This window comes from Stenotrophomonas maltophilia R551-3, assembly GCF_000020665.1.
Taxonomy (GTDB): Bacteria; Pseudomonadota; Gammaproteobacteria; order Xanthomonadales; family Xanthomonadaceae; genus Stenotrophomonas; species Stenotrophomonas maltophilia_L.
Genome location: NC_011071.1, coordinates 2,377,011 through 2,401,067, shown reverse-complemented (window position 1 = coordinate 2,401,067; position 24,057 = coordinate 2,377,011). Strand labels below are relative to the sequence as shown.

The 24,057-nt window shown below is 66.2% G+C and carries 21 protein-coding genes; 6 read left to right on the top strand and 15 right to left on the bottom strand.

The features are described 5' to 3' along the window. Positions 1–59: 59 nt before the first annotated feature. The 8 genes from SMAL_RS10900 to pip all read right to left on the bottom strand — a co-directional run bounded on the left by SMAL_RS10900 (position 60) and on the right by pip (position 8,157). Positions 60–605: a DUF1697 domain-containing protein gene (locus tag SMAL_RS10900; protein ID WP_012511188.1), complete on the bottom strand. Its 546-nt coding sequence runs from the start codon at positions 603–605 to the stop codon at positions 60–62. After that, positions 602–1,243, bottom strand: coding sequence for a response regulator transcription factor (locus SMAL_RS10895; RefSeq protein ID WP_012511187.1), 642 nt, complete (start codon positions 1,241–1,243; stop codon positions 602–604). Before SMAL_RS10895 ends, SMAL_RS10900 begins: the two co-directional genes overlap by 4 nt. Then, positions 1,236–2,291, bottom strand: a complete 1,056-nt coding sequence (locus SMAL_RS10890; protein WP_012511186.1) for a sensor histidine kinase — start codon at positions 2,289–2,291, stop codon at positions 1,236–1,238. Before SMAL_RS10890 ends, SMAL_RS10895 begins: the two co-directional genes overlap by 8 nt. A gap of 129 nt (positions 2,292–2,420) precedes the next feature. Further along, positions 2,421–3,158 (bottom strand): MgtC/SapB family protein, encoded by a 738-nt coding sequence (locus SMAL_RS10885; RefSeq protein WP_012511185.1) that lies wholly within the window; start codon positions 3,156–3,158, stop codon positions 2,421–2,423. Positions 3,159–3,189: 31 nt separating this feature from the next. Continuing rightward, positions 3,190–5,949 carry a magnesium-translocating P-type ATPase gene (mgtA, locus tag SMAL_RS10880; RefSeq protein ID WP_012511184.1) on the bottom strand — a complete coding sequence of 920 codons (2,760 nt, stop codon included), beginning with the start codon at positions 5,947–5,949 and terminating at the stop codon, positions 3,190–3,192. Positions 5,950–6,011: 62 nt separating this feature from the next. Then, positions 6,012–6,311 carry a hypothetical protein gene (locus SMAL_RS10875; protein WP_006369764.1) on the bottom strand — a complete coding sequence of 100 codons (300 nt, stop codon included), beginning with the start codon at positions 6,309–6,311 and terminating at the stop codon, positions 6,012–6,014. Between the two features lie 293 nt (positions 6,312–6,604). After that, positions 6,605–6,904 (bottom strand): EF-hand domain-containing protein, encoded by a 300-nt coding sequence (locus SMAL_RS10870; RefSeq protein WP_012511183.1) that lies wholly within the window; start codon positions 6,902–6,904, stop codon positions 6,605–6,607. A 305-nt stretch (positions 6,905–7,209) separates the two neighbouring features. Beyond that, on the bottom strand, positions 7,210–8,157 hold the full coding sequence (gene pip, locus SMAL_RS10865; protein WP_012511182.1) for a prolyl aminopeptidase: 948 nt from the start codon (positions 8,155–8,157) through the stop codon (positions 7,210–7,212). 114 nt (positions 8,158–8,271) lie between these two features. Between pip and SMAL_RS10860 the strand changes: the two genes are divergently transcribed. From SMAL_RS10860 to SMAL_RS10855, 3 genes are all read left to right on the top strand, one after another. After that, positions 8,272–8,937: a TraX family protein gene (locus SMAL_RS10860; protein WP_041864657.1), complete on the top strand. Its 666-nt coding sequence runs from the start codon at positions 8,272–8,274 to the stop codon at positions 8,935–8,937. Positions 8,938–9,104: 167 nt separating this feature from the next. Beyond that, positions 9,105–9,230 (top strand): hypothetical protein, encoded by a 126-nt coding sequence (locus tag SMAL_RS21270; RefSeq protein ID WP_012511180.1) that lies wholly within the window; start codon positions 9,105–9,107, stop codon positions 9,228–9,230. Between the two features lie 168 nt (positions 9,231–9,398). Then, a complete protein-coding gene (locus SMAL_RS10855) occupies positions 9,399–12,083 on the top strand; it encodes a class III lanthionine synthetase LanKC N-terminal domain-containing protein (RefSeq protein ID WP_012511179.1) in 2,685 nt (894 codons plus the stop codon). Between the two features lie 67 nt (positions 12,084–12,150). On the opposite strand, the gene SMAL_RS10850 is transcribed toward SMAL_RS10855, so the two are convergent. Beyond that, positions 12,151–14,397, bottom strand: a complete 2,247-nt coding sequence (locus SMAL_RS10850) for a TonB-dependent receptor (protein WP_041864525.1) — start codon at positions 14,395–14,397, stop codon at positions 12,151–12,153. Positions 14,398–14,636: 239 nt separating this feature from the next. Here SMAL_RS10850 and SMAL_RS10845 point away from each other — a divergent pair, with 239 nt between their 5' ends. Then, a complete protein-coding gene (locus SMAL_RS10845) occupies positions 14,637–15,251 on the top strand; it encodes a TetR/AcrR family transcriptional regulator (protein ID WP_012511177.1) in 615 nt (204 codons plus the stop codon). A gap of 77 nt (positions 15,252–15,328) precedes the next feature. Next, positions 15,329–16,417 (top strand): DNA glycosylase AlkZ-like family protein, encoded by a 1,089-nt coding sequence (locus SMAL_RS10840; RefSeq protein ID WP_041864656.1) that lies wholly within the window; start codon positions 15,329–15,331, stop codon positions 16,415–16,417. A 171-nt stretch (positions 16,418–16,588) separates the two neighbouring features. Here the strand turns inward: SMAL_RS10840 and SMAL_RS10835 are convergent, their stop codons facing one another. The 5 genes from SMAL_RS10835 to SMAL_RS10815 form a co-directional block, all read right to left on the bottom strand. Beyond that, entirely contained in the window at positions 16,589–16,867 is a 279-nt protein-coding gene (locus tag SMAL_RS10835) for a DUF3325 family protein (protein ID WP_012511175.1), read from the bottom strand. Further along, positions 16,864–18,474 (bottom strand): PepSY-associated TM helix domain-containing protein, encoded by a 1,611-nt coding sequence (locus SMAL_RS10830; RefSeq protein ID WP_012511174.1) that lies wholly within the window; start codon positions 18,472–18,474, stop codon positions 16,864–16,866. The genes SMAL_RS10835 and SMAL_RS10830 overlap by 4 nt, the downstream gene beginning before the upstream one ends. Then, entirely contained in the window at positions 18,471–18,770 is a 300-nt protein-coding gene (locus SMAL_RS10825) for a DUF3649 domain-containing protein (RefSeq protein WP_012511173.1), read from the bottom strand. The genes SMAL_RS10830 and SMAL_RS10825 overlap by 4 nt, the downstream gene beginning before the upstream one ends. A 52-nt stretch (positions 18,771–18,822) precedes the next feature. Next, positions 18,823–21,000 (bottom strand): TonB-dependent receptor, encoded by a 2,178-nt coding sequence (locus SMAL_RS10820; protein WP_012511172.1) that lies wholly within the window; start codon positions 20,998–21,000, stop codon positions 18,823–18,825. A 195-nt stretch (positions 21,001–21,195) separates the two neighbouring features. Next, complete coding sequence (locus tag SMAL_RS10815; protein WP_012511171.1) at positions 21,196–22,032, bottom strand: siderophore-interacting protein; 837 nt, start codon at positions 22,030–22,032, stop codon at positions 21,196–21,198. A gap of 170 nt (positions 22,033–22,202) precedes the next feature. Here SMAL_RS10815 and SMAL_RS10810 point away from each other — a divergent pair, with 170 nt between their 5' ends. Next, positions 22,203–22,817 carry a TetR/AcrR family transcriptional regulator gene (locus tag SMAL_RS10810; RefSeq protein WP_012511170.1) on the top strand — a complete coding sequence of 205 codons (615 nt, stop codon included), beginning with the start codon at positions 22,203–22,205 and terminating at the stop codon, positions 22,815–22,817. Between the two features lie 260 nt (positions 22,818–23,077). On the opposite strand, the gene SMAL_RS10805 is transcribed toward SMAL_RS10810, so the two are convergent. Further along, entirely contained in the window at positions 23,078–24,004 is a 927-nt protein-coding gene (locus tag SMAL_RS10805) for an ABC transporter six-transmembrane domain-containing protein (RefSeq protein ID WP_012511169.1), read from the bottom strand. Between the last annotated feature and the right edge of the window lie 53 nt (positions 24,005–24,057).

Genomic DNA, 24,057 nt, shown 5'->3' with positions numbered 1-24,057 from the left:
TCTTCCACAAGGTTGCGGAGAATCCCGCGCTGCGCGCGATAGTCGACTGACAGTCGACTCTACCGCCGCCCTCTACTGTCTGAGGTGGCCTGGCCAAGCGCGGCGGCCATTGCTGCAAGCTTGCCCACCGTGTTGAGGTTGCGGGCGGTGCCTTGCTGGGCATAGGGAATCCGCAGGCGTGAGTCGGCCATGCCGTCGCCATAGTGGACGAAGATCTCGCGGGTACCCAGCACCAGCTGCTCATCGCGCAGGCCGGTCACCCCGGTCAAGGGATCAGTGGGCAGTGCCTCATCCACGAACAGCGCGACCACGCGATTGCCGGCGGCGTGCGGGAACGGATTGCCGGCGGCAACCGCCGCGATCTCGGCTGCCGAGCGCACCAGCACACCCACCGGTTTTCCTGCATAGGCCTGTAGCCGTTGGCCAAGGGCTTTCCGCACGCCGGCTTCGTCAAGTCCGCTGCGGAACACCACGTTGCCGCTGGCGATATAGGTGCGGACGTCGGTGAAGCCTGCGTCCTCGCACATCGCCACCAGTTCGACCATTGGCAGCTTGCCGGTACCTCCCACATTCACCGCACGCAGCAGCGCGACGTGCACGCTCATGGGGTGCCCGCCTGCAAGCGGTCGTACATGCGCACCAGGTCAACCAGCGTACGCGCGCCCATCTTGCGCATCACCTGCGCGCGGCGCACCTTCACCGTGATCTCGCTGACATCGAGATCGCCGGCGATCTGCTTGTTGAGGCGGCCGCGCACCACACCATCGACCACCTCGCGCTCGCCGGCATTGAGGGTGTTCCAGCGCTGCTGCAGGGCGTCCAGCGCCTCGCCGTCACGACGGCGCTGGCGGTCGATGTCGATCCCCTTGTGGATCGCATCCAGCAGTTCCTGGTCACGAAACGGCTTGGTCAGGAACTCGATGGCACCGTCCTTGATCGCGTTGACGCCCATCGCGATGTCGCCGTGGCCGGTGATGAACACCACCGGCAGCTGCAGGCCGTGGCTGCCCATCGTGCGATGGAACTCCAGCCCACTCTGGCCGGGCATGCGCACATCCAGCACCAGGCAGGCCGGTGCATCTTCCAGTTCGTGCTCGAGGAATGCCTGGGTGGAGGCGAAGGCCCGTACCTGCAGGCCCATCGAGGCCAGCAGGTCTTCCAGCGCGGCGCGCACCGACGGATCGTCGTCGATCACGTAGACGATGGGCGCTGGATCGGCGGCGGGTGCAGCGGGCTTACGCATGGGGGAGTTCCGTGGCAACGGGCAGGTCAAACACAAAGCAGGCACCTCCGCCGCTGGGGCGCTCGGCTCGGATCCTGCCCTCATTGGCTTCGATCATGGAACGGCTCAGGCTCAATCCCAGCCCCAACCCGTGTGACTTGGTGGTCCAGAACGCATCGAACACGCGCTCAGGATGGTCGATTGGCAGGCCGACACCGCGGTCGCGCACGCTGAGGCTGATCCGCTGTCCGTCGCGTTGGGTCAACAGGGACAGGCGGCGGTCGGCAGCCGGCACTGCTTCCATCGCGTCCACCGCATTGAGGATCAGGTTGCCGATCACCTGCTGCACCTGCACGCGATCGGCCTGCACCAGCGGCAGGTCGGCATCGAGCAGCAGGGCCACGGTCACGCCGTGCTGGTCCAGCTCGCTGCGCGACAGCGCCAGCATTTCCTCCACCGCCTGGTTCAGGTCGAAGGCGCGTCGTTCCGGTGCCGCACCCTGGGTCAGGCCGCGGATGCGGGCGATCACGTCACCAGCGCGATGCGCATCGGCCAGGATGCGGGCCACGGTCTGCCGTGCCTTGTCCACGTTCGGTGGGTCCTGTGCCAGCCAGCGCTGGCAGGCTTCGGCGCTGCTGGCGATCGCCGCCAGCGGCTGGTTCACTTCATGGGCGATTGATGTGGTCAGCTCGCCCACGGTTGATGCGCGCGCCACCCGCAGCAACCGGCCCTGTGCTTCCTGCACCGCAGCCTTGGCCGCTTCCATCTTCAACGCAAGGTAGGTGGTGATGCCGATCACCAGCATGCCGATCACCGAATTGACCAGGCCGATGCGGTAGGTGCCGAAGCGGGTGAGGAAGAAGCTCAGGGCGGTGAGTGCGATGCAGGCGATGGCCAGGCTAATCAGCCCGCGCGCGGCCAGTACGCGCGATGCGGCGAGGATGACCGCTGCGTAGAAGCAGGCGGCCGCCACGGCGTAGTCGGTGACGGTATCGACCAGGAAGATCGCCGCCATCACGACGATCAGGGCCAGCAGCACCAGAGGGCGGCGGGGCGACAGCGATGGCATCGAGGAAGCTCCCAAGCGTGGGGTGGAAGAATAGCAAAGGTGGCCCTGGGTTCCGGTAGCGCCGGGCCATGCCCGGCGGAATGCGTCCGGCTCCGCGCTGCGCGCTCGCGGGGCATGGCCCCGCGCTACCTATTCTTCCAGGCTGGCGTTCCAGAATCCCTGCAGCACGCCGGGGGTGGTCGCCAGCGTGGCCAGTACCGCATCCAGTTCACCGGCGTCCACCGTGGTGGCATACAGCACCGCCTCGATCTCCACGTCGCGCTCGCCGAAAGGGCGCTGGTCCACCGCGCGCACCGGGTAGTGCGCCTGCTCCAGCAGCAGCAACAGCTGGTCCAGCACCTCGGCCTGCTGCTCACGCTGGCAGACCACGTTGATCGCATAGGTCGCCTCGCTGAACGCCTCCGGCAACGGCTGCCGCTGGATGCGGTTCACCACCGGCCGCAGCAGGGTGTTGGCGGCCAGCACGAACACGGCCGCCAGTACCGCCTCCGGCAGCAGCTTGATACCCGCGCAGGCACCCACTGCCGCCGAGCCCCACAGGGTGGCGGCGGTATTGAGGCCAGACACCTGCGCGCCGTCCTTCATGATCGCGCCGGCGCCGAGGAAGCCCACACCGGAGATCACATAGGCCACCACGTGCAGTGGCGACGGCGGGCCGCCGTACAGGTCGTGGAAACGCACGGCGAGGTCGACGAAGACGGCAGCACCCACCGCCACCAGGGTATTGGTGCGCAGGCCGGCGGTGCGTTGGCGCAGCTGCCGCTCCAGGCCGATGACGGTGCCAAGCACGAAGGCCACCGAGAGGCTGATCAGCGAGCTCAGGGTCGCGCCGGCGTTGAACGCCGGCAGGTTCGGATTGATGTCCATTCTGCTTCTCCCTGGACCAGGCGGCGAGCGCTTACTGCCAGCCGTAACGACGGATGTAGATCTTCTTCAGCACAGTGGTCAGCACCGCGTAGCCGAACAGGATCGCCACCAGGAACGGCCAGTAGCCGGTCGGCAGGGCCTGCAGCTTGAAGTAGCCAGCCAGCGGGCTCATCGGCAGGGCCACGCCTATGGCCATGATCAGGCCGGTCATCACCAGCAGCGGCGGTGCGGCGATGCTCTGCAGGAACGGCACCTTCGGCGTACGGATCATGTGCACGATGAGCGTCTGGGTCAGCAGGCCGACCACGAACCAGCCGGACTGGAACAGGCCCTGGTCGGCCGGTGTGCGCGCATCGAACACGTACCACATCAGCGCGAAGCAGCTCAGGTCGAAGATCGAGCTGATCGGCCCGAAGAACACCATGAAGCGGCCAATGTCTGCCGGGTTCCACTTCAGCGGCTTGCGCACCAGCTCCTCGTCCACGTTGTCGAACGGAATGGCGATCTGCGAGATGTCGTACAGCAGGTTCTGTACCAGCAGCTGCAGTGGCAGCATCGGCAGGAACGGCAGGAAGGCCGAGGCCACCAGCACCGAGAACACGTTGCCGAAGTTGGAGCTGGCAGTCATGCGGATGTACTTCAGCATGTTGTTGAACGTGCGCCGGCCCTGGATGACACCTTCCTCCAGCACCATCAGGTTCTTTTCCAGCAGGATGATGTCGGCCGCCTCCTTGGCGATGTCCACCGCACTGTCCACGCTGATGCCGATGTCCGCAGCACGCAGTGCCGGCGCATCGTTGATGCCGTCGCCGAGGAAACCGACCACCTTGCCCTGCGCACGCAGCTCGCGCACAAGGCGCTCCTTGTGCAGCGGGGTCAGGCGAGCAAACACGCGGTGGTGGTGCAATGCCCGCGACAGCGCGCCGTCATCCATGCGCTCGATCTGCGGACCGGTCAGAATGGTGTCTGCCTCCAGCCCGACCTGCGCGCAGACGCGGGCGGTCACCAGTTCGTTGTCACCGGTGAACACCTTCACTTCCACGCCATGCGCGGCCAGCGCCTGCAATGCCTGTGCGGCTGATTCCTTGGGCGGATCGAGGAAGGCCACGTAGCCGACCAGGGTCAGCCCGCATTCGTCGGCCTGCGAATACACGGTCTGGCTGGCGGCGGTCTCCTTCATCGCCACCGCTACCACGCGCAGGCCCTGTTCGTTCAGTTCCTCGGTGGTCTGCCGCACGCGCGCCAGCCGCTGCTCATCCAACGGCTTGTCCTCGCCGTTCTCACGCACCGTGCTGCACACCGCCAGCATTTCCTCCACCGCACCCTTGCAGATCAGCTCATGGTGGTCCTCGCGTTCGGACACCACCACCGACATGCGGCGGCGCTCGAAGTCGAACGGAATCTCATCCACCTTGTGGTAGTCCTGCGACAGCCGCAGCGAGCTCTGCAGCTCCACGTGCTCCAGCACCGCACGGTCGAGCAGGTTGATCAGCCCGGTCTGGAAATGGCTGTTGAGATAGGCAAACTTCAGCACATCCTCCGAATCGTGGCCGAACACGTCGGTTTGCCGTTCCAGCGCGATCTTGTCCTGGGTGAGGGTGCCGGTCTTGTCGGTGCACAGCACTTCCATCGCGCCGAAGTTCTGGATCGCATCCAAGCGCTTGACGATCACCTTGCGCCGCGACAGCAGCACCGCACCCTTGGCCAGGGTGGAGGTGACGATCATCGGCAGCATTTCCGGGGTCAGGCCCACCGCCACCGACAGCGCGAACAGGAACGCCTCGGTCCAGTCGCCCTTGGTCCAGCCGTTGATCAGCAGCACGAACGGCACCATCACCAGCGCGAAGCGGATCAGCAGCCAGCTGACGCTGTTGACGCCGGCCTGGAACGCGGTCGGCGCGCGGTCGGTGGCGGTGCTGCGCTGGGCCAGGGTGCCGAAGTAGGTACGGTTGCCGGTGGCCAGCACCACGGCGGTGGCGGTGCCGGACACCACATTGGTGCCCATGAACAGCAGGTTGTGCTGCTCCAGCAGACCGGCCAGGCCATCGCCCGGGTGCGCGAACTTCTCCACCGGCAGCGACTCGCCGGTCATCGCTGCCTGCGCCACGAACAGATCCTTGGCGGTCAGCACGCGGCAGTCGGCTGGAATCATGTCGCCGGCGGACAGCACGATGTGATCACCGGGCACCAGCTCACGGATCGGCAGGTCCAGCAACCGCGCCGGGCGACGGCTGTGCAGGTGCGCACCGAAGTACTGGTCGGCCACATCGGCCGCCTCGGTGCCCGGATTGCGACGCAGCACGCGTGCGGTATTGCCGACCAGTGCCTTCAGCCGCTCGGCGGCACGGTTGGAACGGCCTTCCTGCACGAAGCGGATCAGCGTGGACAGCAGCACCATCGCACCAATCACCACAGTGGCCTTGATGTCCTCGGTCAGCCAGGACACCGCCGCCAGCACGGTCAGCAGCAGGTTGAACGGGTTGCGGTAGCACTGCCACAGATGGCGCCACCACGGCAGCGGCTTTTCGTGATCGACCTCGTTGGGGCCGAGCGTGACCAGCCGCTCCTCGGCCTCGTGCGGGCTGAGGCCATCGACGTGCGAGTCGAGCGCAGCCAGCAGGCGCGGCTCGTCCAGCTGCGACAGGGTGACCAGGCCGGTGGTAAGCGCGAACGGTGCGGCCTCGGCACTGCCCGGGCCGAAGCCGGCTTCGGGCATGGCGCGACGGCCGAACAGGTTGCCTGCGCGACGGCTGCGCAGGAAGGCATTGAACCAGGCGTTGAGCAGGCTCATGGGAACTCCTTGAATGTCAGAGCCGGCCGCGGCCGGAACACGAACGGAACGGATGCAACGGTTCAGGCGTGGCGCATCGCCAGCACCGCCGGCGACCACGGCTGCATGTGCAGGCGCTGGCTGCCGCCGATGCACAGCGGCTTCATCGCATCGCGAAGGGGGTAGGGCAGATGGCGCAGCACGTTGATGCGTTCGCTGATCGGCAGCAGCGACAGTGCGTCGGCGACCACGCGCGGCGAACCGAGCGACAGCGAACGGGCGAAAACCACGGGGCCGTGCTGCAGCAGGTGGCTGCGCAGGGCGGCAACATCGCGCTCGCCGATCAGGCGGCGCAGGGTGATGTAGAGGATCTTGTAGGACATGGGGGTGATCTCCAGGCAGGCGGCGCCTGGCGATCCCCCGTCACTCAGGCAGGCAGGGACCAGCGGGCAGGCGCCAGGAACAGGCAACAGGCGGGCATACGGGGCGCGGTGCGCCCGGCAGGGTCGGGGTCCATCTGCGTCTCCATGAGGGGAGGGAGCCAGCCAGGGTTGCCCTGGCCAGTGGCGCTATTGTCCGCCCCTGAATGGGGTAGTCCTAGAGGCTCGTGGGTTAGCCCGGCTATACCTTGGTATAGCCGGGCAAGCATCGCGCCAATCGGCGGCGCATCAAGGAATCAATGCGAGGTGCTGGTCTGCTTGCACACGTCGTACTCGCCGCGGCTCAACGTCTTGTTGCGATCGGTATCGCAGGCGTGCAGTCGTTCAGCCCAGTCTGGTGCCACCGCATCCACTTCGGCCAAGGTGACGATGCCATCCTTGTCCTTGTCCAGCGATTCATAGGCAGGGATGAGCTTCACTTCGGTCACGTCCTCGGCGGCGGTGGCCTTGCTGGCTTCCTGGGTTTTGGAACAAGCGCCCAGCAGCAGGCCTGCCGAGAGGATGAGGAGAGTGGGAAGGTAGCGGAAACCTGTCATGGCATGCTCCTGAGGAGGGGGCGGCCCACCGATGTGGTGGCCACGGCCGGATCTTCGGCGGGGGGCTGTAAGGGAGCTGCGAAGAAAGTACCCGGCCAGGAAGCCGCAGTGGGCTGCCATTCACCGGGCTGCCGTGATCGAAGGCGCAGAGCCGGTTGTTCGGTGGTGGCTCGGTAGAGTCGACTGCTGGTCGACTATCGCGCGTAGCGCGGGGTTTTCGGTTTCCCGCCTAGAGTAGTCGACCGACAGTCGACTCTGCCCTCGAACAGTGGGATGCCGGCCAGCGGCCGGCACTACCCCGTGTCTTAGAACCTGTCAGCAAACGCATCCGTCGCGCGCACCAGTGCATCGACCGTCGCCGGCTCGTTCGCGCTATGTCCCGAGGTCACCATCTCCAGCCTGGCTTCCGGCCAGGCCTTGGCCAGGTCCCAGGCACTGCGCGGCGGGCAGATGATGTCGTAGCGGCCCTGCACGATCACGCCGGGCAGATGCCGGATGCGATCTATATCGCGCAACAGCTGGTTCGGTTCCAGGAAGATGCCGTTGCGGAAGTAGTGCGCTTCGATGCGGGCCTTGGCCAGAGTGTCCAGCGGGTCATCCGTGGAAACAGCATCCACGTCGTGCTGCAGGGTGGCGGCGTTGTCTTCCCAGCCCAGCCAGGCCTGCGCGGCTGCGATGCGGGTGGCCTCATCGGCGCTGTCCATGCGCGTCCAGTAGGCCGCAATCATGTCGCCACGCTCGGCTTCAGGAATATAGGCCTCATAGCGATCCCAACGCTCCGGGAAGATCCAGCGTGCACCGCCGTTGGTTTCCGCGAACCAGCGGTTCTCCATCTCGCGGCCAAGGAACACGCCACGCACGATCAGGCCGGTGGCACGCTCGGGATGTGCCTGCGCGTAGGCCAGCGACAGGGTCGAGCCCCAGGAACCGCCATAGACCAGCCAACGCTCGATGCCGAGGTGCTCGCGCACCTTCTCGATGTCGGCCACCAGATCCTGCGTGGTGTTGTCGCGCAGCTCGCCGAACGGTGTGGAGCGTCCGCTGCCGCGCTGGTCGATCAGCACGATGCGGTAGCGTGCCGGGTCGAAGAAGCGGCGATGGGTGGGCGAAATGCCCGCACCCGGTCCGCCATGCAGGTATACCACCGGAATCCCGTCGGGCGTGCCGCATTCCTCGATGTGCAGGGTGTGCAGATCGCTCACTGGCAGGGTGAACTCGCGGTAGGGCTCGATGGCGGGATACAGGGTGCGCATGGGGCGTGTCTCACAAGCAGGGGCGGCCAGCATACCCCCGCCCGTGGCACCCGGCAGCGTTGGTTGCCTGCCCGGTGATGGAAATGCGCTTGCCGATGCGCATAAGCTTCGATGATGCAAGCGACCCCGACACGGATGTTCACCTTCGACCCTGTCCTCAGCAGCGGCGCGCGCGAGCTGCTGAAGTGGATCGCGCTGCTGGCCATGACCGGCGACCATGGGGCCAAGGTGCTGTTCGGCGGCTATGTGCTGGTGGTCAGTGAACTGGGGCGCATCGCCTTTCCGCTGTTCGCAATTGTGATGGCCTGCAACCTGGCCCAGCCGGGGGCCGACCTGCGCAAGTCGATACGCCGGTTAACACTATGGGGGCTGATTGCGCAGCCATTGCATGCACTGGCGTTCGGTTCCTGGTTGCCGCTCAACATCCTGCTCACCTTTGCTTTTGCGGCAGTGGCCGTGCATGCGCTGGCGAACAATCGGCCGGTGCAGCTGTTGCTGGCCGCCGGCGTGTTGCCGATGTTCGTGGATTACCAGTGGGCCGGGGTTGGCAGCGTGCTGCTGGCCTGGATCGCGTTCCGGCACCGGGCGTGGTGGCTGTTGCTGGTTGGGCTTGCAGCGGTGTGCTGGGCCAACTACAACGGCTGGGCACTGCTGGCCATTCCGGTAGTGCTGCTGGCGGCGCGGGTGACCTGGCAACTGCCGCGCTGGCGGTGGGCGTTCTACGGGTACTACGTGGGGCATCTGGCGGTGCTGGCGGTGTTCGCGTGGATGTTCAGTTGAAGCAGCTGGACGGGCCATCGTTAGCAGGAATGAGCGCATGTGATTGCTGCGTTCGCGTTTGACAGCAATTGGAGGGGCGCTTATAAGTTTCAAGCGGCGTTAATGAGGATCGATTATGACGCCGTGTTCAGCAGTGTTCATCTCCCAACAAAATAAGGAAGTGAAGAATGAACAACGTACTTGCCCTGCAGTCGCTGGAAATCGAGTCGCTGGAAGCTGAAGCTGAGTGTGTGGTCTGCCTGTCCTGGTACAGCTCGGGACTGGGCATCGATGAAGGCTCCGACAAGGCGTAAGCCACTGGGAGCCGGCCGATCCTGACTGCCACGGGGCACGGGCTGTCGCGTTGGAGGCAGGGTTTCGCGGCGCAGGAGTTTCTGCACCGTCCACCCGGGTGGGCGGTGCAGTTTGACTGCGGACCACGCGTACGGAGTGTATGTAACCGTTGGACAAGGAGGTTGGCAGTGAGTGACGTGACCGCGCGCCTGTACACGCTGGTTGACAGTGTGCATTTCGAGTCCCCGGATCGTTACGCACCCAGCGACGAGTACGGGGCGGTTGTCCGCAGCTGCCTGCCGTCTGGATGGGGAGTGCAACCGCGGGGGTTCTGGACCTTCTGCCGACCCCCGCAGGATGTTGCCCTTCCGCATGGGTGGAAGATCCATCTTTCCTGCATTCCGGAGAATGCCGAACAGACGTTGGCCGTGATGACACCGGTCGTCGTTGAAGCCGGTGTTTCCTTCAAGTTCTGTTCGGATCCCTTCATGCTTGGACTCTCGCTCGGAAAGGGATGGTCGCGTTTCCAGGCTGGAAAGTTCATCACGATCTATCCGCGGGACCGGCAACAGTTCCAGGAACTTCTCGAGCGCCTGTACCAGGTGACGCAAGGTCTTTCCGGGCCTCATGTCCTTACCGATCGCGCATACCGTGACAGCACTGTCGTCTACTACCGGTACGGGGCCCACGCGGGTGTTTCGCGGCCCGATCCCTACGGCAGCCTGCAGCAGGGCTACCTGCTGGCCGACGGTACCTGGCACGAGGATGTACGTGGTGCCGGTTTCCGGCTGCCGCCCGGGGTCGACGATCCATGCGTTGCCGCTGCCGCAGCGCCGACGCCGGCAGGCCCCATCGTTCTCAATGGCCGCTACCAGGTCCATGGTGTACTGAAATTCAACGGCACCGGTGGCATCTATCGTGGGCGCGATACCACGACCGGGCAGAAGGTGGTCATCCGGGAGGTGCGCGGCTTCTCGGATGCGGATGGCGCCGAGCTGGTCAATGGCATGGTCAATGGCATCAAGCGCGAGGCCAGAATTCTGCAGAAGCTGTCGGCAACCGGCCTGGTGCCGGTGTTCGTGGAACTGTTCAAGGAATGGAACAACTGGTTCCTGGTGCAGGAACAACTGGATGCGATCTCGCTGTGGGACAGTGCGATGGCGTTCTACTTCGCGGAGGACGAACAACGTGCCTGCGACGGATTCGAGCGTATCCGCCGCAGAATCAGCCAGATCGCCGAGGCGTTGCAGGTGGTGCACGAGCATGGCGTGGTGCTGCGTGACCTGACCCGCAGCAACGTCATGTTCACCGCTGCCGGCGAGGTGAAGTTCATCGATCTGGAGTTCGCACACGAGATCGGCCACGACTCTCACTGGGCCAAGGGCTGGACACCCGGCTACGCGTCGCAGGAGCAGCTGCAGGCGCAGCGGCCGACCGTGCAGGAAGATCACCATGCATTGGGTGCGCTGATCTTCGACATGATCACCTTCTGTGCGTCCGGACTGGATCTGTCCCGTGACGCGCTGCTGGAGCACAAATTCAAGCAGGTGCTGGGCGATCTGGGTCTGCCGATGGATCTGCACGATATCGTGGTAGGACTGACGCATCAGGATCCCGGCCAGCGCTGGGACATTGGCCGTGCACTGCGGCACCTGCGTACGGCACCCTCTCCGCAGTCAGGCGTGTTGATGTTCCCGACACGGTCAGCGCTGCTCGCGGCACCGCCGGCCGCCGCGCAGACCGAAAGGCGGATTGCGGCTGTGCTTGAAGGCTACGAGCGCTACCTTTCATCCACCTGTGACCTTTCGCGCGCCGACCGGCTGTGGCCTGCAGGGCTGCAGATGTTCATGACCAATCCGGTATCGCTCCAGTTCGGAGCGACCGGTGTTGCGTTCTTCCTGCTGCGCCGCACCGGCACGCTGGCCCCAGGGGTGCTTGACTGGATCGAGAATGCAGCCACACCGCAGCGCTGCCCCTCGGGGCTGTATTCCGGTCGTGGTGGTGTCGCATTGCTGCTGATCTGCGCGGGCCGGCACGAGGCGGCGCATCGCCTGCTGGATGAGGTCAATGAGGATGCATCTGCGCTCCTGCTGCCCGGGCTGTACTTTGGTGCAGCCGGAGTGGGACTGTTGAACCTGCACGCCTGGCAGGGCCTGGGCGATCCGACCCATCTTGCCGTGGCCGCGCGGATCGGTGACACGCTGCTGGCGGCTGGGCAACGCGCCCCACAGGGCCGCTACTGGAAAGCCGGCGACCGCACGGGCCTGGGGCTGGGAGACGGCCAAAGCGGCATCGCGCTGTTCCTGACCTATCTCGGCAAGGTGACCGGGGACAGACGTTACCTGGCGGCCGCGGCCGAGGCGTTGGATTTCGATATCGCCCATGGTCTTCGCATTGCAGGCAGACTGGTCTGGCCGACGCATGTTGAAGGCGCCGCCGGCGCGCCGGCGAGCCCGCACACCCGCTTTGGCTCGGCAGGCGTCGGAATGGCATGCCTGCGCCATTACGTCGCCACAGGCACCGAGCGGTTCCGTGATGTTGCGCTGGACTGCGCACATTCCGTGCGCCCGCGGATCACCAACAAGATCTGGCAGGACAGCGGCAATGCCGGGTTCGGCGAGTACCTGCTGGATCTGGCCTGCTTGCTGCAGGACGAGCGCTTCAGCAATGCGGCGTACTACCAAGCCGAGGCGATCCTGCCGCACGCACTCGACTGTGAGGGCGGCGTCGCATTCGCTGGACCGGCGCACTACCGGATCTGCAATGACTACGGCATGGGCGGCTCGGGGATCGGCATCTTCCTGGACCGTCTGCTCAGCCGTCGCAGTCGCTTTCTCATGCTGGACGAGTTGCTGGGCGTTCGCGCCTGTTGAAGCGCCGGGTTCCAGCAGCTGGCCCGGCGTTCGCCGGGCCAGACTGTCATGGAGTCATCGTGAACCGTCAGAAATCCATCGTGGCCGACAACAGCACCGTCCTCGGTGCACCCAGCGCCAGGCTGGAAAGCAACGGCATACCCCAGTACGCCTTGTTGGTCACGTTGTTCACGCTGGCTCTCAGCGCAAGCGGTCGACCCGCTACGGTGGTGCTGTAGCGCGCACCCACATCAAACAACGTGCGCCCCGGCACCGACAGCCGGTTGTCTGCGCTGATGTACTGCTTCGACATCGCGGTGGCATTGCCGGTCAGGGTCAAACCCTCCAGCGCGGGCACATCCCATTCAACGCCCAGCTTCGCCTGGCGCTGTGCAACGGCGGTAGCGATGCGGCCTTCATTCACGCCACCGGCCGTGCGGGTCAGCTTCGGCTGCACGTAGGCCACGCCACCCAGCAGGCGCATGCCGTCCAGCGGTGAGCCGAAGAAGCCCCATTCCACGCCACGGTTCCGCTGTTCGCCACCGAACGAGAAGATATTCGTGACCGGGTCGGTGTAGCTGCTCGGGCGCTTGATCTCGTACACGCTGAAGGTGTGTGCGAAGCTGCCCAGGTCCAGCTTCAGGCCCAGCTCCTTCTGCTTGGTGCGGAACGGTGCGAACACATCGCCGGCGTTGGCGGCGGTCATCGGCGCGGTGGCGCCCTGGCTGAGGCCTTCGATGTAGTTGGTGTAGATCGAAAGCTTATCGGTGGCTTTCACCAGCAACGCGGCGGCAGGGGTGGTGGCGCTTTCGTCATAGCGCGAGGTGCGCGCACCGCTGGCCACGTTGAAGGTCTCGCTGACCACCTGCTGGCGACGCACGCCCAGCGTCAGTTGCACGCGGTCATTGGCGGAGGACAAGGTGTCGGCGAAGCCGATGCTGTCCAGCTGTAGCTCTGTGTGCGAGATATGCGGTGCCACGAACGGCGCGGCCGGGCCCCACACCGGGTCGTATAGGTTGGTGGTCCAGTCCCAGCCCGGCACGCTGCGGCGGCCGTAGTCGTTCTGGGTGTGCTGGTAGTGGGTCACGTTTGCGGCCCATTGGTGGCCGACGCTGCCGGTGCGGAAGCTGCCGCGCAGGCCAGCGTCACCAGACTGCTTCTTGATGTCGAACGCCAGCTGGCCGATCACGGTAGTGAAGTCGCCGGCCGGATTGAGGATCTGCGCGCTGATCGAACCGTTGTAGCGGTAGTCGGTCTTGCTGGTGCCGTAGGCCAGGTAGGCCATCAGGTGTTCGTTGATGTCCAGCTCGCCACGCAGCATCGCGCCCTTGTCCTGGCTGTCCACGTAGGCCCAATCCGGGTTGATCAGCGTGTCGCCACGCGGCGGCCGCGGAATTGCCACGCCCGGTGCCAGGCCGACACCACGGGCCGGGCCATCGACGCGGTCGTCGGCGCTGTACAGATCGGCCGACAGTCGCGCACGTTCGCTGCGCCAGTCCAGCGCCAGCGAACCCAACTGCACCTTCTTGCTCTGCTTGCCCACTGCACCGTCGCCATCACGGTAGGCACCGTTGAAGCGGATGCCGAACTGCTTGTCGGCACCCAGCCGGCGGCCCACATCGACGTGGGTGCCGAACTGCGCGTCGGAAGCGAAGTTGGCGCTGATCCGCAGCAACGGCTGCTCACCGGCACGCTTGGGTACCAGGTTGACGCTGCCACCAACCGAGCCGCCCGGCGGCATGCCGTTGAGCAGGGCGGACGGGCCCTTCAATACCTCGATGCGCTCGAACATTTCCGGCGAGGTGCGGTAGTACGGCGCCATGCCGCTGAGGCCGTTGAAGGTGGTGTCGCTGGTGTTGGAGGCAAAGCCACGGATCGCGTAGTTTTCGCTCCATGAACCGGTGACGCCGTTGCTGAACACCGTGGGGTCGGTGGCGGCGATGACGTCGGTGAGGTCCTTGGCTTGGCGGTCGCGGATGAAGGCTTCGGTGTAGCTGACGGTACTGAACGGCGTGTCCATGAAATCCTTGTCGCCGAGCAGGCCGACCCGCCCACCGGAGGCCACCTGTCCGCCGACATAGTCGCCGGTCACCCGGCGCTGTTCCTGCACCTGCACCGAGGGCAGGGTGGACGGCGTCGACTCGGCCAGCGCGGCGAATGAGGCCAGCAGGCCCAGTGCCAGGGCCGACACCCGGATGCCCAGCGCCTGCGTCTGGCCGCTACGCGCATTGGGGGTGCTCTGGTAGCGCCGGGCCATGCCCGGCGGGAGCATCACCGGGCGAGTCGGATCAGCAGCTGCGCGCTGCAGCGGGGAGGGAAGGTGGTACACGGTCATGCCAGATTCCTGTGAATCGCAGGTGCGAACGCGCCTGGCGCGCTGCCATCGGCAAGCACGGGGGAGGGCGCAGCGCAGGGTTGTCGGCTGGGTGGGGACCTGGCGGGAAGTGAGCCACGGGCTCGATTGCGGACGGCGGCGGGGTTGCGAACCACACGCATTCCAAATTAGTTGAGTAAGTTAAACTAAATTATATGAAGCGGACAAGAGGGTCCCTTTGCTGGCACCCTCGCTACGGTATGAGCATGCACCCTGAGATCCCGGCGCCGGCCCGTGGCCGCCCGCCCACCATCACCCCCGATCGGCTGGCCGACATCGGCATCAAGCTGGGCCTGCCGAACCTGACCATGGCCAATGTGGCCGCCGAGCTGGCGGTGACCCAGGCCGCGCTCTACAAGCGCGTGGCCAATCTGGAGGCCTTGAAACGGCTGGTGGCCGATACGGTGTTCCAGCGCTGGCAGATTCCGCGCGCCTCGGCCGATGCGCCGGGTGGGCTGCAGGCTTATCTGCTGGGGTTCGTGGAATCACTGTGCGAGGTGGTGAAAGCGCACCCGGGATTGCCGCCGTACCTGCTGCGCCGTTCGGTGGCGACCACGCCGATGCTGGAGAAGATCGCGTCGCACCAGGCGCATGTGGCCGAGGTGTTCGACCTGCCGCTGGACAAGGCACGCTGGCTGCTGGCCACGGTCGCGTTCTACTGCATTGCCGGTGCGGATACGGTCTACGGGCTGGTGGATGACGAGACCGAAGTGTTGACCGGCCGCCGCGTGCAGGACGAGGAAGTGATCACCGAGTTCAAGCAGGGCATGCGTGCGCTGGTGATCGGTTCGCTGGAGGTGTTGGAGCTTCGGTAGATCCACGCCATGCGTGGATGTCGTTGCACGGTTCGCCACGGCCCCATCCATGCATGGCGTGGATCTACAATGCGGCCATGCCTGCCACGCCCACCCTCGATGATCTGCGCCGCCACGCGGTGGCGCGCACGCTGTTCAAACCCACCTCGCTGCTGACCGCGATCCGTCGGCTGGGCTTCGTGCAGGCCGACCCGATCCGCGCGCCGGCACGCGCGCAGGACCTGACCCTGCGCCACCGGGTGAAGGACTACCGCGCCGGTGATCTGGAGCGGCGTTATGCGCGCCTGCCGGTGGAAGAGGATTGCCTGGTGAACTACGGCTTCCTGCCACGCGAACATCTGGCGTTGATGCACCCGCGCGTTTCCAAGCGTGCGTGGGATGCCGAGACCCAGCGCCGTGCGGCGGATGTGCTGGCCTTTGTTCGCGAGCGCGGCAGCGTGCATCCACGCGAGGTTGACCAAGCGTTCGCGCATGGGCGAGTGACCAACTACTGGGGCGGCACCAGCAATGCCAGCACGCACCTGCTGGATGGCATGCATTACCGTGGCCTGCTGCGCGTGGAGCGGCGCGACAGCGGCACCCGCATCTACGCCGTGGCCGACCACGTAGAAGCCGATGCCAGCGCGCAGGCGCAGATTGAACGCGCGGCCGCCTTGATCGACCTGGTGGTGCGCAAGTACGCGCCGCTGCCATCGGCCAGCCTGACCTACCTGGTACGCCTGCTGGGCTACGGCGCACCACATCTGGCCGAGCAGACCCGGCAGGCGTTGAAGCTGGCCAAGCAACAGCTGGCCAGCTGCACGCTGGACGGCACCACCTGGTACTGGCCTGCCGACGAGAATCCGCGCTCGCGCCGGCATGCGCCGGACGACCAGGTACGCCTGCTGGCCCCGTTCGACCCGGTGGTGTGGGACCGCCGTCGCTTCGAGCTGCTGTGGGACTGGGTCTACAAGTTCGAGGCGTATACGCCGGCGCCGAAGCGCCAATACGGCTACTACGCGTTGCCGATGCTGTGGCACGACCAGGTGGTGGGCTGGGCCAATCTCAGTGTGCGCGACGGTGAACTGGCGTCCAGCGTGGGCTACGCCGGCAAGTCACTGGCCCGCGACAAGGTGTTTCGTGGCGCGCTTGAAGACGAACTGCAGCGCATGGCCTCTTTTCTGTAGAGCCGAGCGGCGCATGGGTGCCTGTAGGTCCAGGTAGTCGCCAACCTTGGTTGGCGCTGGCTTCCATCGGTGCCCACCAAGGTGGGCAGCTACCAAAGCAGCGCCGCGCAGGCCCGGTAGTCGCCAACCTTGGTTGGCGCCGCTTTCACCGGTGCCCACAAAGGTGGGCAGCTACCGATCCCGCCGCCCTTGCGCCACCATCGCCACCACCACCACACCTGCGGCCACGCTGGTGTGCCCGGACAACGCGGCCAGACCAGAACCCACCCCCAGCCCGCGCATGGCGAACACCGCACTGAACACCAGCAGCGCCCAGCCGACCGCGCGCAGCTTCTCGGTCGCCTGCGCGCTCAACACACGCCGCAATACGTCCCGCTGATGGCGCTCCATCGCCAGTGCCAGGCAGGCGAACGCGGCCAGCGACAACGCAAACAGAATGACGTGGATCATGCGCTGGCCTCGGAAACCGCATTGCGTGAGGCTGCAGACGGCCGTGTGCGCTTCACCTTCGGTGCATGCCGCCAGGTGCGCCAGGCCAGCAGCGTGTGCAGGGCGGCCAATGTCAGCAGGGTCAGGTCGGTCCCGGCAAACGCCCAATCGCCTGCGGCCAGCGTGCGCCACAGCGGATGCGGTGTGGTCATAGCGGTCAGCACCGGCAGCAGTGCCAGCAGCAACGCCGCCAGCAGGAACTGTTCGATCCACGCTCGCTTGGGTGTACGCAGCGTGGCATGCACGAACATGCCCGCCCAGACCAGGAAGAACACATGCACCTCCCACGCTGCGCGCCCGTCCATGGCAGTCGGTAGCAGGCGGTTAGCCCACAGGTAGGCGGTCATCGCCACCGACAGGCCGGCGACGGTGGCGATGTTGAGCCGCTCGACCAGACGGAAGCCGAAGTAGGGTCGCTGCGGATCGGGCAGCTGCGCACGGCGCTTCACCGTCCACAGCACCAACCCAGTGCCGACCATGGCAGTGCCGGCCAGGCTGACGATGAAGTACAGCCAGCGCAGGGCGGCATCGGCGAAGCGGCCCAGGTGCAGGCCATACAGCACGCCCTGGGTATCGGCGGCGACGCCCGAGTGCTCCTTGACCTGCAGCAACTGCCCGCCGCTGCCGTCGAACAGCAGATAGTTCGGTGTTGTCGAAACACGGCTGGACTGCGCACGCACCACGGCCACGCGTGCGTTCTGGTCGCCGGGGTTCTGCACCTGCACGCTGCCCACCGATCCGGTTCCCCAGCGCTGCTCGGCCTGTTGCACCAGTGCGCCGACATCGGTGAGCGGGGCAGGCTGGCCCGCGGCCTTCTGCGGTGGCAGGAACAGGCGCATCTCGCTGACCACTTCGGCCTGCTGGCGCTTGTCCGGCAGTTTTGCCAGGCCCCACGGCATGTACAGCACCGCCAGCATCACCAGGCCGCTCCAGGTGATCATGAAGTGGAACGGCAGGCCGAGTACCGACAGCGCCGCGTGTCCATCCAGCCAAGAGCGCTGGCCCTTGCCCCAGCGGAAAGTGAAGAAGTCGGCGAAGATCTTCTTGTGGGTGATTACGCCGCTGACGATGGCGACCAGCATGAACATCGCGCACAGGCCGACGATCCAGCGGCCCCACATCGCCGGCATGTAGTGCAGGTTGAAGTGGAAGGCATAGAAGAAGTCGCCGCCGCCGGTGTCACGTGCCTGCAGCGGTGCACCGGTGCTGGCGTCGAACAGGCCCGAGTCGAAGCCATGCCGGCCACGCCCGCCCGGGCTGGCCCACATCGCCGACACCCACGGCATGCGCGTGCTCGGCAGGCTGAGGTTGATCTGGCTGGCCGCAGGCGTGTCGGCCATGATCGCCGTGACGGTACGCTGCGCAACCACAGCGGCGTCCGGCAACACGGACGGTGTGGCGATTTCCGGGCGGGTGTAGCGCGAGAGCTCGTCGCGGAAGTAGCTGGCGGTGCCGGTGAGGAACATCGCGTACAGGATCCATCCGGCCAGCAGCCCCACCCAGATATGCAGGTCGGACATGGTCTGGCGGATGCCGCGTGGCTTCGGAGTGCGATCGACCTTGCTCATGCACCACCTCCGTTGCCGACCGTCTGTGCGATCAACCACAGGGGCAACGCGGCGATGAGCAGGCCCAGCCATGCGCGCCAGGCCGAACGCACCGCGAACACCCAGACCACGGCGCCGGCGTACAGCAGGAAGCTGGCCAGCATGCCGGTGAACACGGCCTGGCGGCCATCGATGGGCAGCGCCAGTGCGGCGATGCTGCACAGCGCGGCCAGCACATAGCCGCCGAACAGCGCGGCGAGGATGCGTGAGACCAGCGGCAGCCAGGCCAGCACGGCGGTGGTACGGGAAACGCTCACATCAGTTCTCCGGGGCGCCACGCGCGATGGCGTAGCGCCCGTGCATCAGGCATCAGAAATCGACGGTGGCCGACAGCAGGGCGGTGCGCGGCGTGCCCAGCCCGGAGCCGAGGCTGCCCGCCCAGTACGCTTTGTTGGTCACGTTCTGCACGGTGGCGCGCAGCACCAGCGGATGGCCGGCCGCTTGCGTCGCATAGCGGGCACCGAGATCGAACACGGTGCGGCCCGCCACCCACTGGCTGTTGTCAGCAGTGATGTAGCCCTTGGACAGGCTGACCGCATTGCCGGTGAGGGTGAGGCCGGCCACGGTCGGCACATCCCATTCCACGCCCAGCTTGCCCTGCCATTGCGGTGTGGCCGTCGCCAACCGGCCTTCGTTGATGCCGCCCTGGGTACGGGTCAGCTTCGGCTGCAGCCAGCCGATGCCACCGAGCAGGCGCAGCTGTTCGGTGGCCTGGCCGAACACGGTCCATTCCACGCCCCGGTTACGTTGCTGGCCGCCGAACGAGAACACATTGGTGGTCGGGTCGGTATAGGAGCTGGGCTTTTCGATCTCGTACACGCTCAATGCGCTGGCCAAGCGGCCGAAGTCGAACTTGGCACCGGCCTCGCGCTGGCGGGTCTTGAACGGCGGGAACACGTCGCCCGCGTTGGCGGCGGTTGCCGGGGCGGTGCTGCCCTGGCTCAGGCCTTCGATGTAATTGGCATACAGTGACAGGCGGTCGCTGGCCTTGAACAGCAGTGCACCGGCCGGGGTGTTGGCGCTGGCGTCGTAGCGTGCGGTGCGCTTGCCTGTGCCGCCATCGAAGGTATCGCTGAGCACGGTCTGGTGACGGATGCCCAGGGTCAGCTGCACACGATCATCGATGAAGGACAGCGTATCGGCGATGCCGAAGCTGGTGGTGCGCACTTCCGCGGTCTTCGGCAGCGACGCATCACTGAAGCTGCGGTCGATGGCAGGGCCCCACTGCGGGTTGTAGATATTGGTTACCCAATCGCGGGCCAGCAGGTTGCGCTTGAAGCCGAACTTCTGGTCGTGCTGGTACCAGGCTGCACTGATGGCCAGCGCGTGATCGACCGCGCCGGTGCGGAAACGCGCCGACAATCCGGCTTCGACGGTGTCCTTGCTGTAGATGAAGCGTTGGTGGGCGAAGTTGTTGCGGAAGTCGCCGGCGGTGTTGGTGATCAGCGTGGTGGCACTGGCGATGGAGTCGAAATCGGTATGGCCGTGGCCGTAGCTGGCATGCGCCTGCAGGTAGTCATTGATGTCGAACGACCAGCGCAGTGCGGCGGCCTGGTCCTTGACGGTGCTGAAGGTCCAGTCCGGTGCAAACAGGGTGCTGGCTTTCGGCGGGCGGGGCACGGCCAGGCCGGGCGCCAGCGAGACGCCACGGTTGAGGCCATCCACATGGTCGCGGCTGCTGAACAGGTCCAGCGACACCTGCGAGCGCTCACCACGCCAGTCCAGGCCGAGCGATGCGAGCTGCGTCTTGTGCTGCTGGTGGTCGGTGGCGGTGTCGCCGTCGCGGTGCACGGCATTGAGGCGCACGCCGAACTGCTTGTCCGCGCCGAAGCGGCGGCCGACATCCAGGTGACCGCCCCACTGCGCGTCGCTGCCGTAGCTGGCGGTGAAGCGGGTCAGCGGCGTGTCGCCGGCACGCTTGGGCACCACGTTCACCGCACCGCCCACCGAGCCACCGGGCGGCATGCCGTTGAGCAGCGCGGACGGGCCCTTCAGCACCTCGATGCTCTCGGCCAGTTCGGGAGTGACGCGGTAGTAGGGGATCAGCCCGTACAGGCCACCAAAGCCGATATCCGACGAGGCGACACCGAAACCGCGGATGTTGAAGTAGTCGGTGATGCCACCGCTGGAGCCACTGTTGTAGACGCTGGGGTCGGTCAGTGCGATGACCCGCACCAGGTCCGGCGCCTGGATGTTGTCGATGAAGTCGGCGGTGTAGCGGGTGGTGTTGAACGGCGTGTCCATGAAGTCGAGCTCGCCGAGCAGGCCGACGCGGCTGCCGCGGGCCACTTGGCCACCGGCGTAGGCATCGGTAGGCGTGGTCTTGTCGGCGCGCACGTTCACTGTGGGCAACTGGCGGGCGCCATCGGGTGCATCGTTGGCGTGCGCGGCGATGGCGATCAACAGGGTGGGCAGCAACGCTGCACGGGCGGCCAGGGACAGCGCCGAGCGGCGTGGGAGGGGCAGGGTTCGCAGGGGGAGGGACATGGCGGTTCTCGTGTGGTGGGTCGTGCGATCGGCCAGCACGGCGCCGTCTGTGACCTGCAGGGGCAGGACGACGCGGGCTGTGGAATGGCTGGCAGAGGGCACGGCACTGCCGCTGTGGCAGTGCTGCACGCGAGGTGCGTGGGCGATCTGTGGCTGGGTGGAACGAAGCGCGGGGCGCGGATACTGCGGGGTGGATCAGATATCGTCGGCGAGGTCGTCGAGGTCCTGCAGGCCACCGCCGCGTGCCAGCACGCGCTCGTAGTTGCGGCGGCGACGCTGGTCGGTCTCGGTGGTGGTCTCGCCACGTTTCCAGTAGCCGGCCACGGCAACGTCGCTGCGTGGCAGGCCGACCGTTTCGATGAAGTGGCGGCGCAGGGCACGCATTTCCTCGCGCTCGCCGGCCGCCCAGACCGTGCTGCCGGGCTCCGGCCGCAGTTGGCGCGCCTGCTGCAGCAACGGCACGTCACCGGTGGCGAGGCGGAGCACGCGGACACCTTCAATGGCGGGCAGTTCGTCTACCGGGAATGCATCATCCGAGGCGATCCAGGCCTCTGCGCGCAGGTCGGCCGGCCACTGCTGCAGCAATGCAAACAGGGCAGGGATGGCGCTTGGGTCGGCGAACAGGAGGGCGCAGGTGCCCTCGCGCTGCGGTACCTGCAGATGGGGGCGCGGTCCGGTCAGATCGAAGGCATCACCGGGGCGCAGCGCACGTACCCAGGCCAGCATCGGCCCCGGCGCCTCGTGCAGCACTACGTCCAGGGTGAACTGGCGGGTGTTGGGATCGAGGCTGCGCACGGTGTAGATCCGTGACACATCGCCGAACGTGGCGCCGAGCTGGATGCGCACGGCGGTGTTGGCACGCTGCCAGGGCGCGAGTTCTGCATGTTCCGGCAGCTGGACCACGAGGCGCAGCAGGCTGGCGCACGGCTGTGCAACCGCGACCACCTGGACCTGCAGCGCCTGCAGGCCGCGATCATGGTCGGCGCCGCGCAGCGGCCCGGCCGGGGTGATTGAAGTGGGGGACGCGGACATCGACAACGATCCTGGACACTGCAAATGCGAATTATTTACATCATATTAAACTAAATTGATCGTGCCGCAACCGGGGCCTGTCCACGGACCGCAGCGACGCGTTGACCGCGGCGTCGCTGCGGTCCACCATGACAGCCCTTGCCCGCGCACCGCGCAGGAACCGTTACCGCATGGCTGCACCGAAAAAGACCGCTGCCCGTGGGCGACCGCCCACCATCACCCGCGAGCGCATCGCCGACGCCGGCATTGCCATGACGCTGCCGGGGCTGAGCTTCGTGGGCGTGGCGGCGGCGCTGGGGGTCAGCCACATCGCGCTGTACAAGCATGTGGCGAATCTGGCGGCACTGCGCGAGCTGGTGGCCGAGGCGATCTTCGAGCGTTGGCAGGCACCGGCACTGGATGCCGCTGGCCGGCGCAGCATCGAGGAGGATCTGCGTGCGTTCCAACGTTCACTGCGGACGCTGGTGGACGGGAATCCGGGCCTGGCGCCGTTCCTGGTCAGCCACGGCGCGAAGACACCGGAGATGCTGGCGCGCATCCAGCGCCACCATGCCGAATTCAGCCGCGTGCATGATCTGCCGCTCGAGCAGGCGGCGTGGCTGCTGTCGACCGTGGCCTATCACGCCGTGGCGTTGGCCGACACCGTGTACTCACGCCATGCGGTGGTGGATACCACGCGACGCCCGCTGGATCGGAAGGCGCAGGAGGCCGAGTTCGACCGCAGCATGGAAGCGTTGATCATCGGTGCATTGGCGATGTGCGGGCGCACGGCAGCCTCCGGGTAAGCCCCATTCCAGGTTGGCGCCGTTGCCGTGGTAGTGGCTAACCTTGGTTGGCCCCGCGATGTGTCGGTGCCCACCAAGGTGGGCGTCTACCGGTCAAGCGGCGTCCTTGCGCTCAGCATCCTCCATGCCGGGGCTGACGCGGCGGCCGATGTCCTTCCGCGAGGTAACCGCCAATCCTGGTTGGCACCGTTGCCCCGGTAGTCGCCAACCTTGGTTGGCGCCGCGATACATCGTTGCCCACCAAGGTGGGCATCTACCGGTCAAGCGGCGTCCTTGTGCTCCGTATCATCCATGCCGGGGCTGACGCGCCGGCCGATGTCCTTCAACCGCGCCAGCTGATCCACCATCGACGGTGCATCATCCAGGCTGCCGACGAACGTCCACAGATAGGTCATCACCGCATACACATGGCCCGGGGTAACCCCGTCGGTGGTGGCGAGACGGCCGATGGTGAGCGCGAACAGCACCGCTGCCGCTGCGCCAACGACCACGAAGGCACCGGCTTCGCGATCGGAGAGCAGGATGCGCAGCCGCGACAGCGTGGTGTAGTGGCGACGCAGCACCGAGGGACTGACCCGGTCAACCAGGCGGATCTCATGCTCCAGCCGGTTGTTCAGGCGTCCATGCAGCTGTTCGTTGCGGCGTGCGAACGATGGCAGCAGCAACAATGCACCCAGCAGTGCGACCAGGCTTGCAGCGCCCACCAGCGGCTCGATCGCCAGCAGCATCGCTGCCGCACCGAACATCGATACCAGCGCGGTGGCGATGATCGGCACGTGCTTCTCGAAGAAGTCGACGAACTCACGGGCCAGCACAACGCGCGCGGCTGAGGTGGAGGTGGCCTGGCCCAGCCTGCGCTGTGCTTGCACCACGTTCACCGCCAGGTCGGCATAGATGCGGGTGAAGGTACGGGTATCGACCGCACGGCGGGCGGCACCGACCAGCCAGAACAACAGCACCACGCCGGCGTAGGAGATTGCGTGGCCGATGTCGCCGCGGATGATCGCGTCCACCGCGAAGCCGGCAAACAGCGGATACGCCAGCAACAGTGCATTTTCCATCGCCACCAGCGAGAACGTGCCGGTGAGCTGCCACGGGTAGGTGCGCAGGATGGCCTTGAGGGTGGCGGCCGCGTTCTGCTGGCCGATGCTACCGGCGGCGGCCGCCGGATCGTGGGGGTGTTTCATGGGGATGCCTGGGCAAAGTGGAGACAGGGCAGGGGGCTGGATACCTGCCGCCT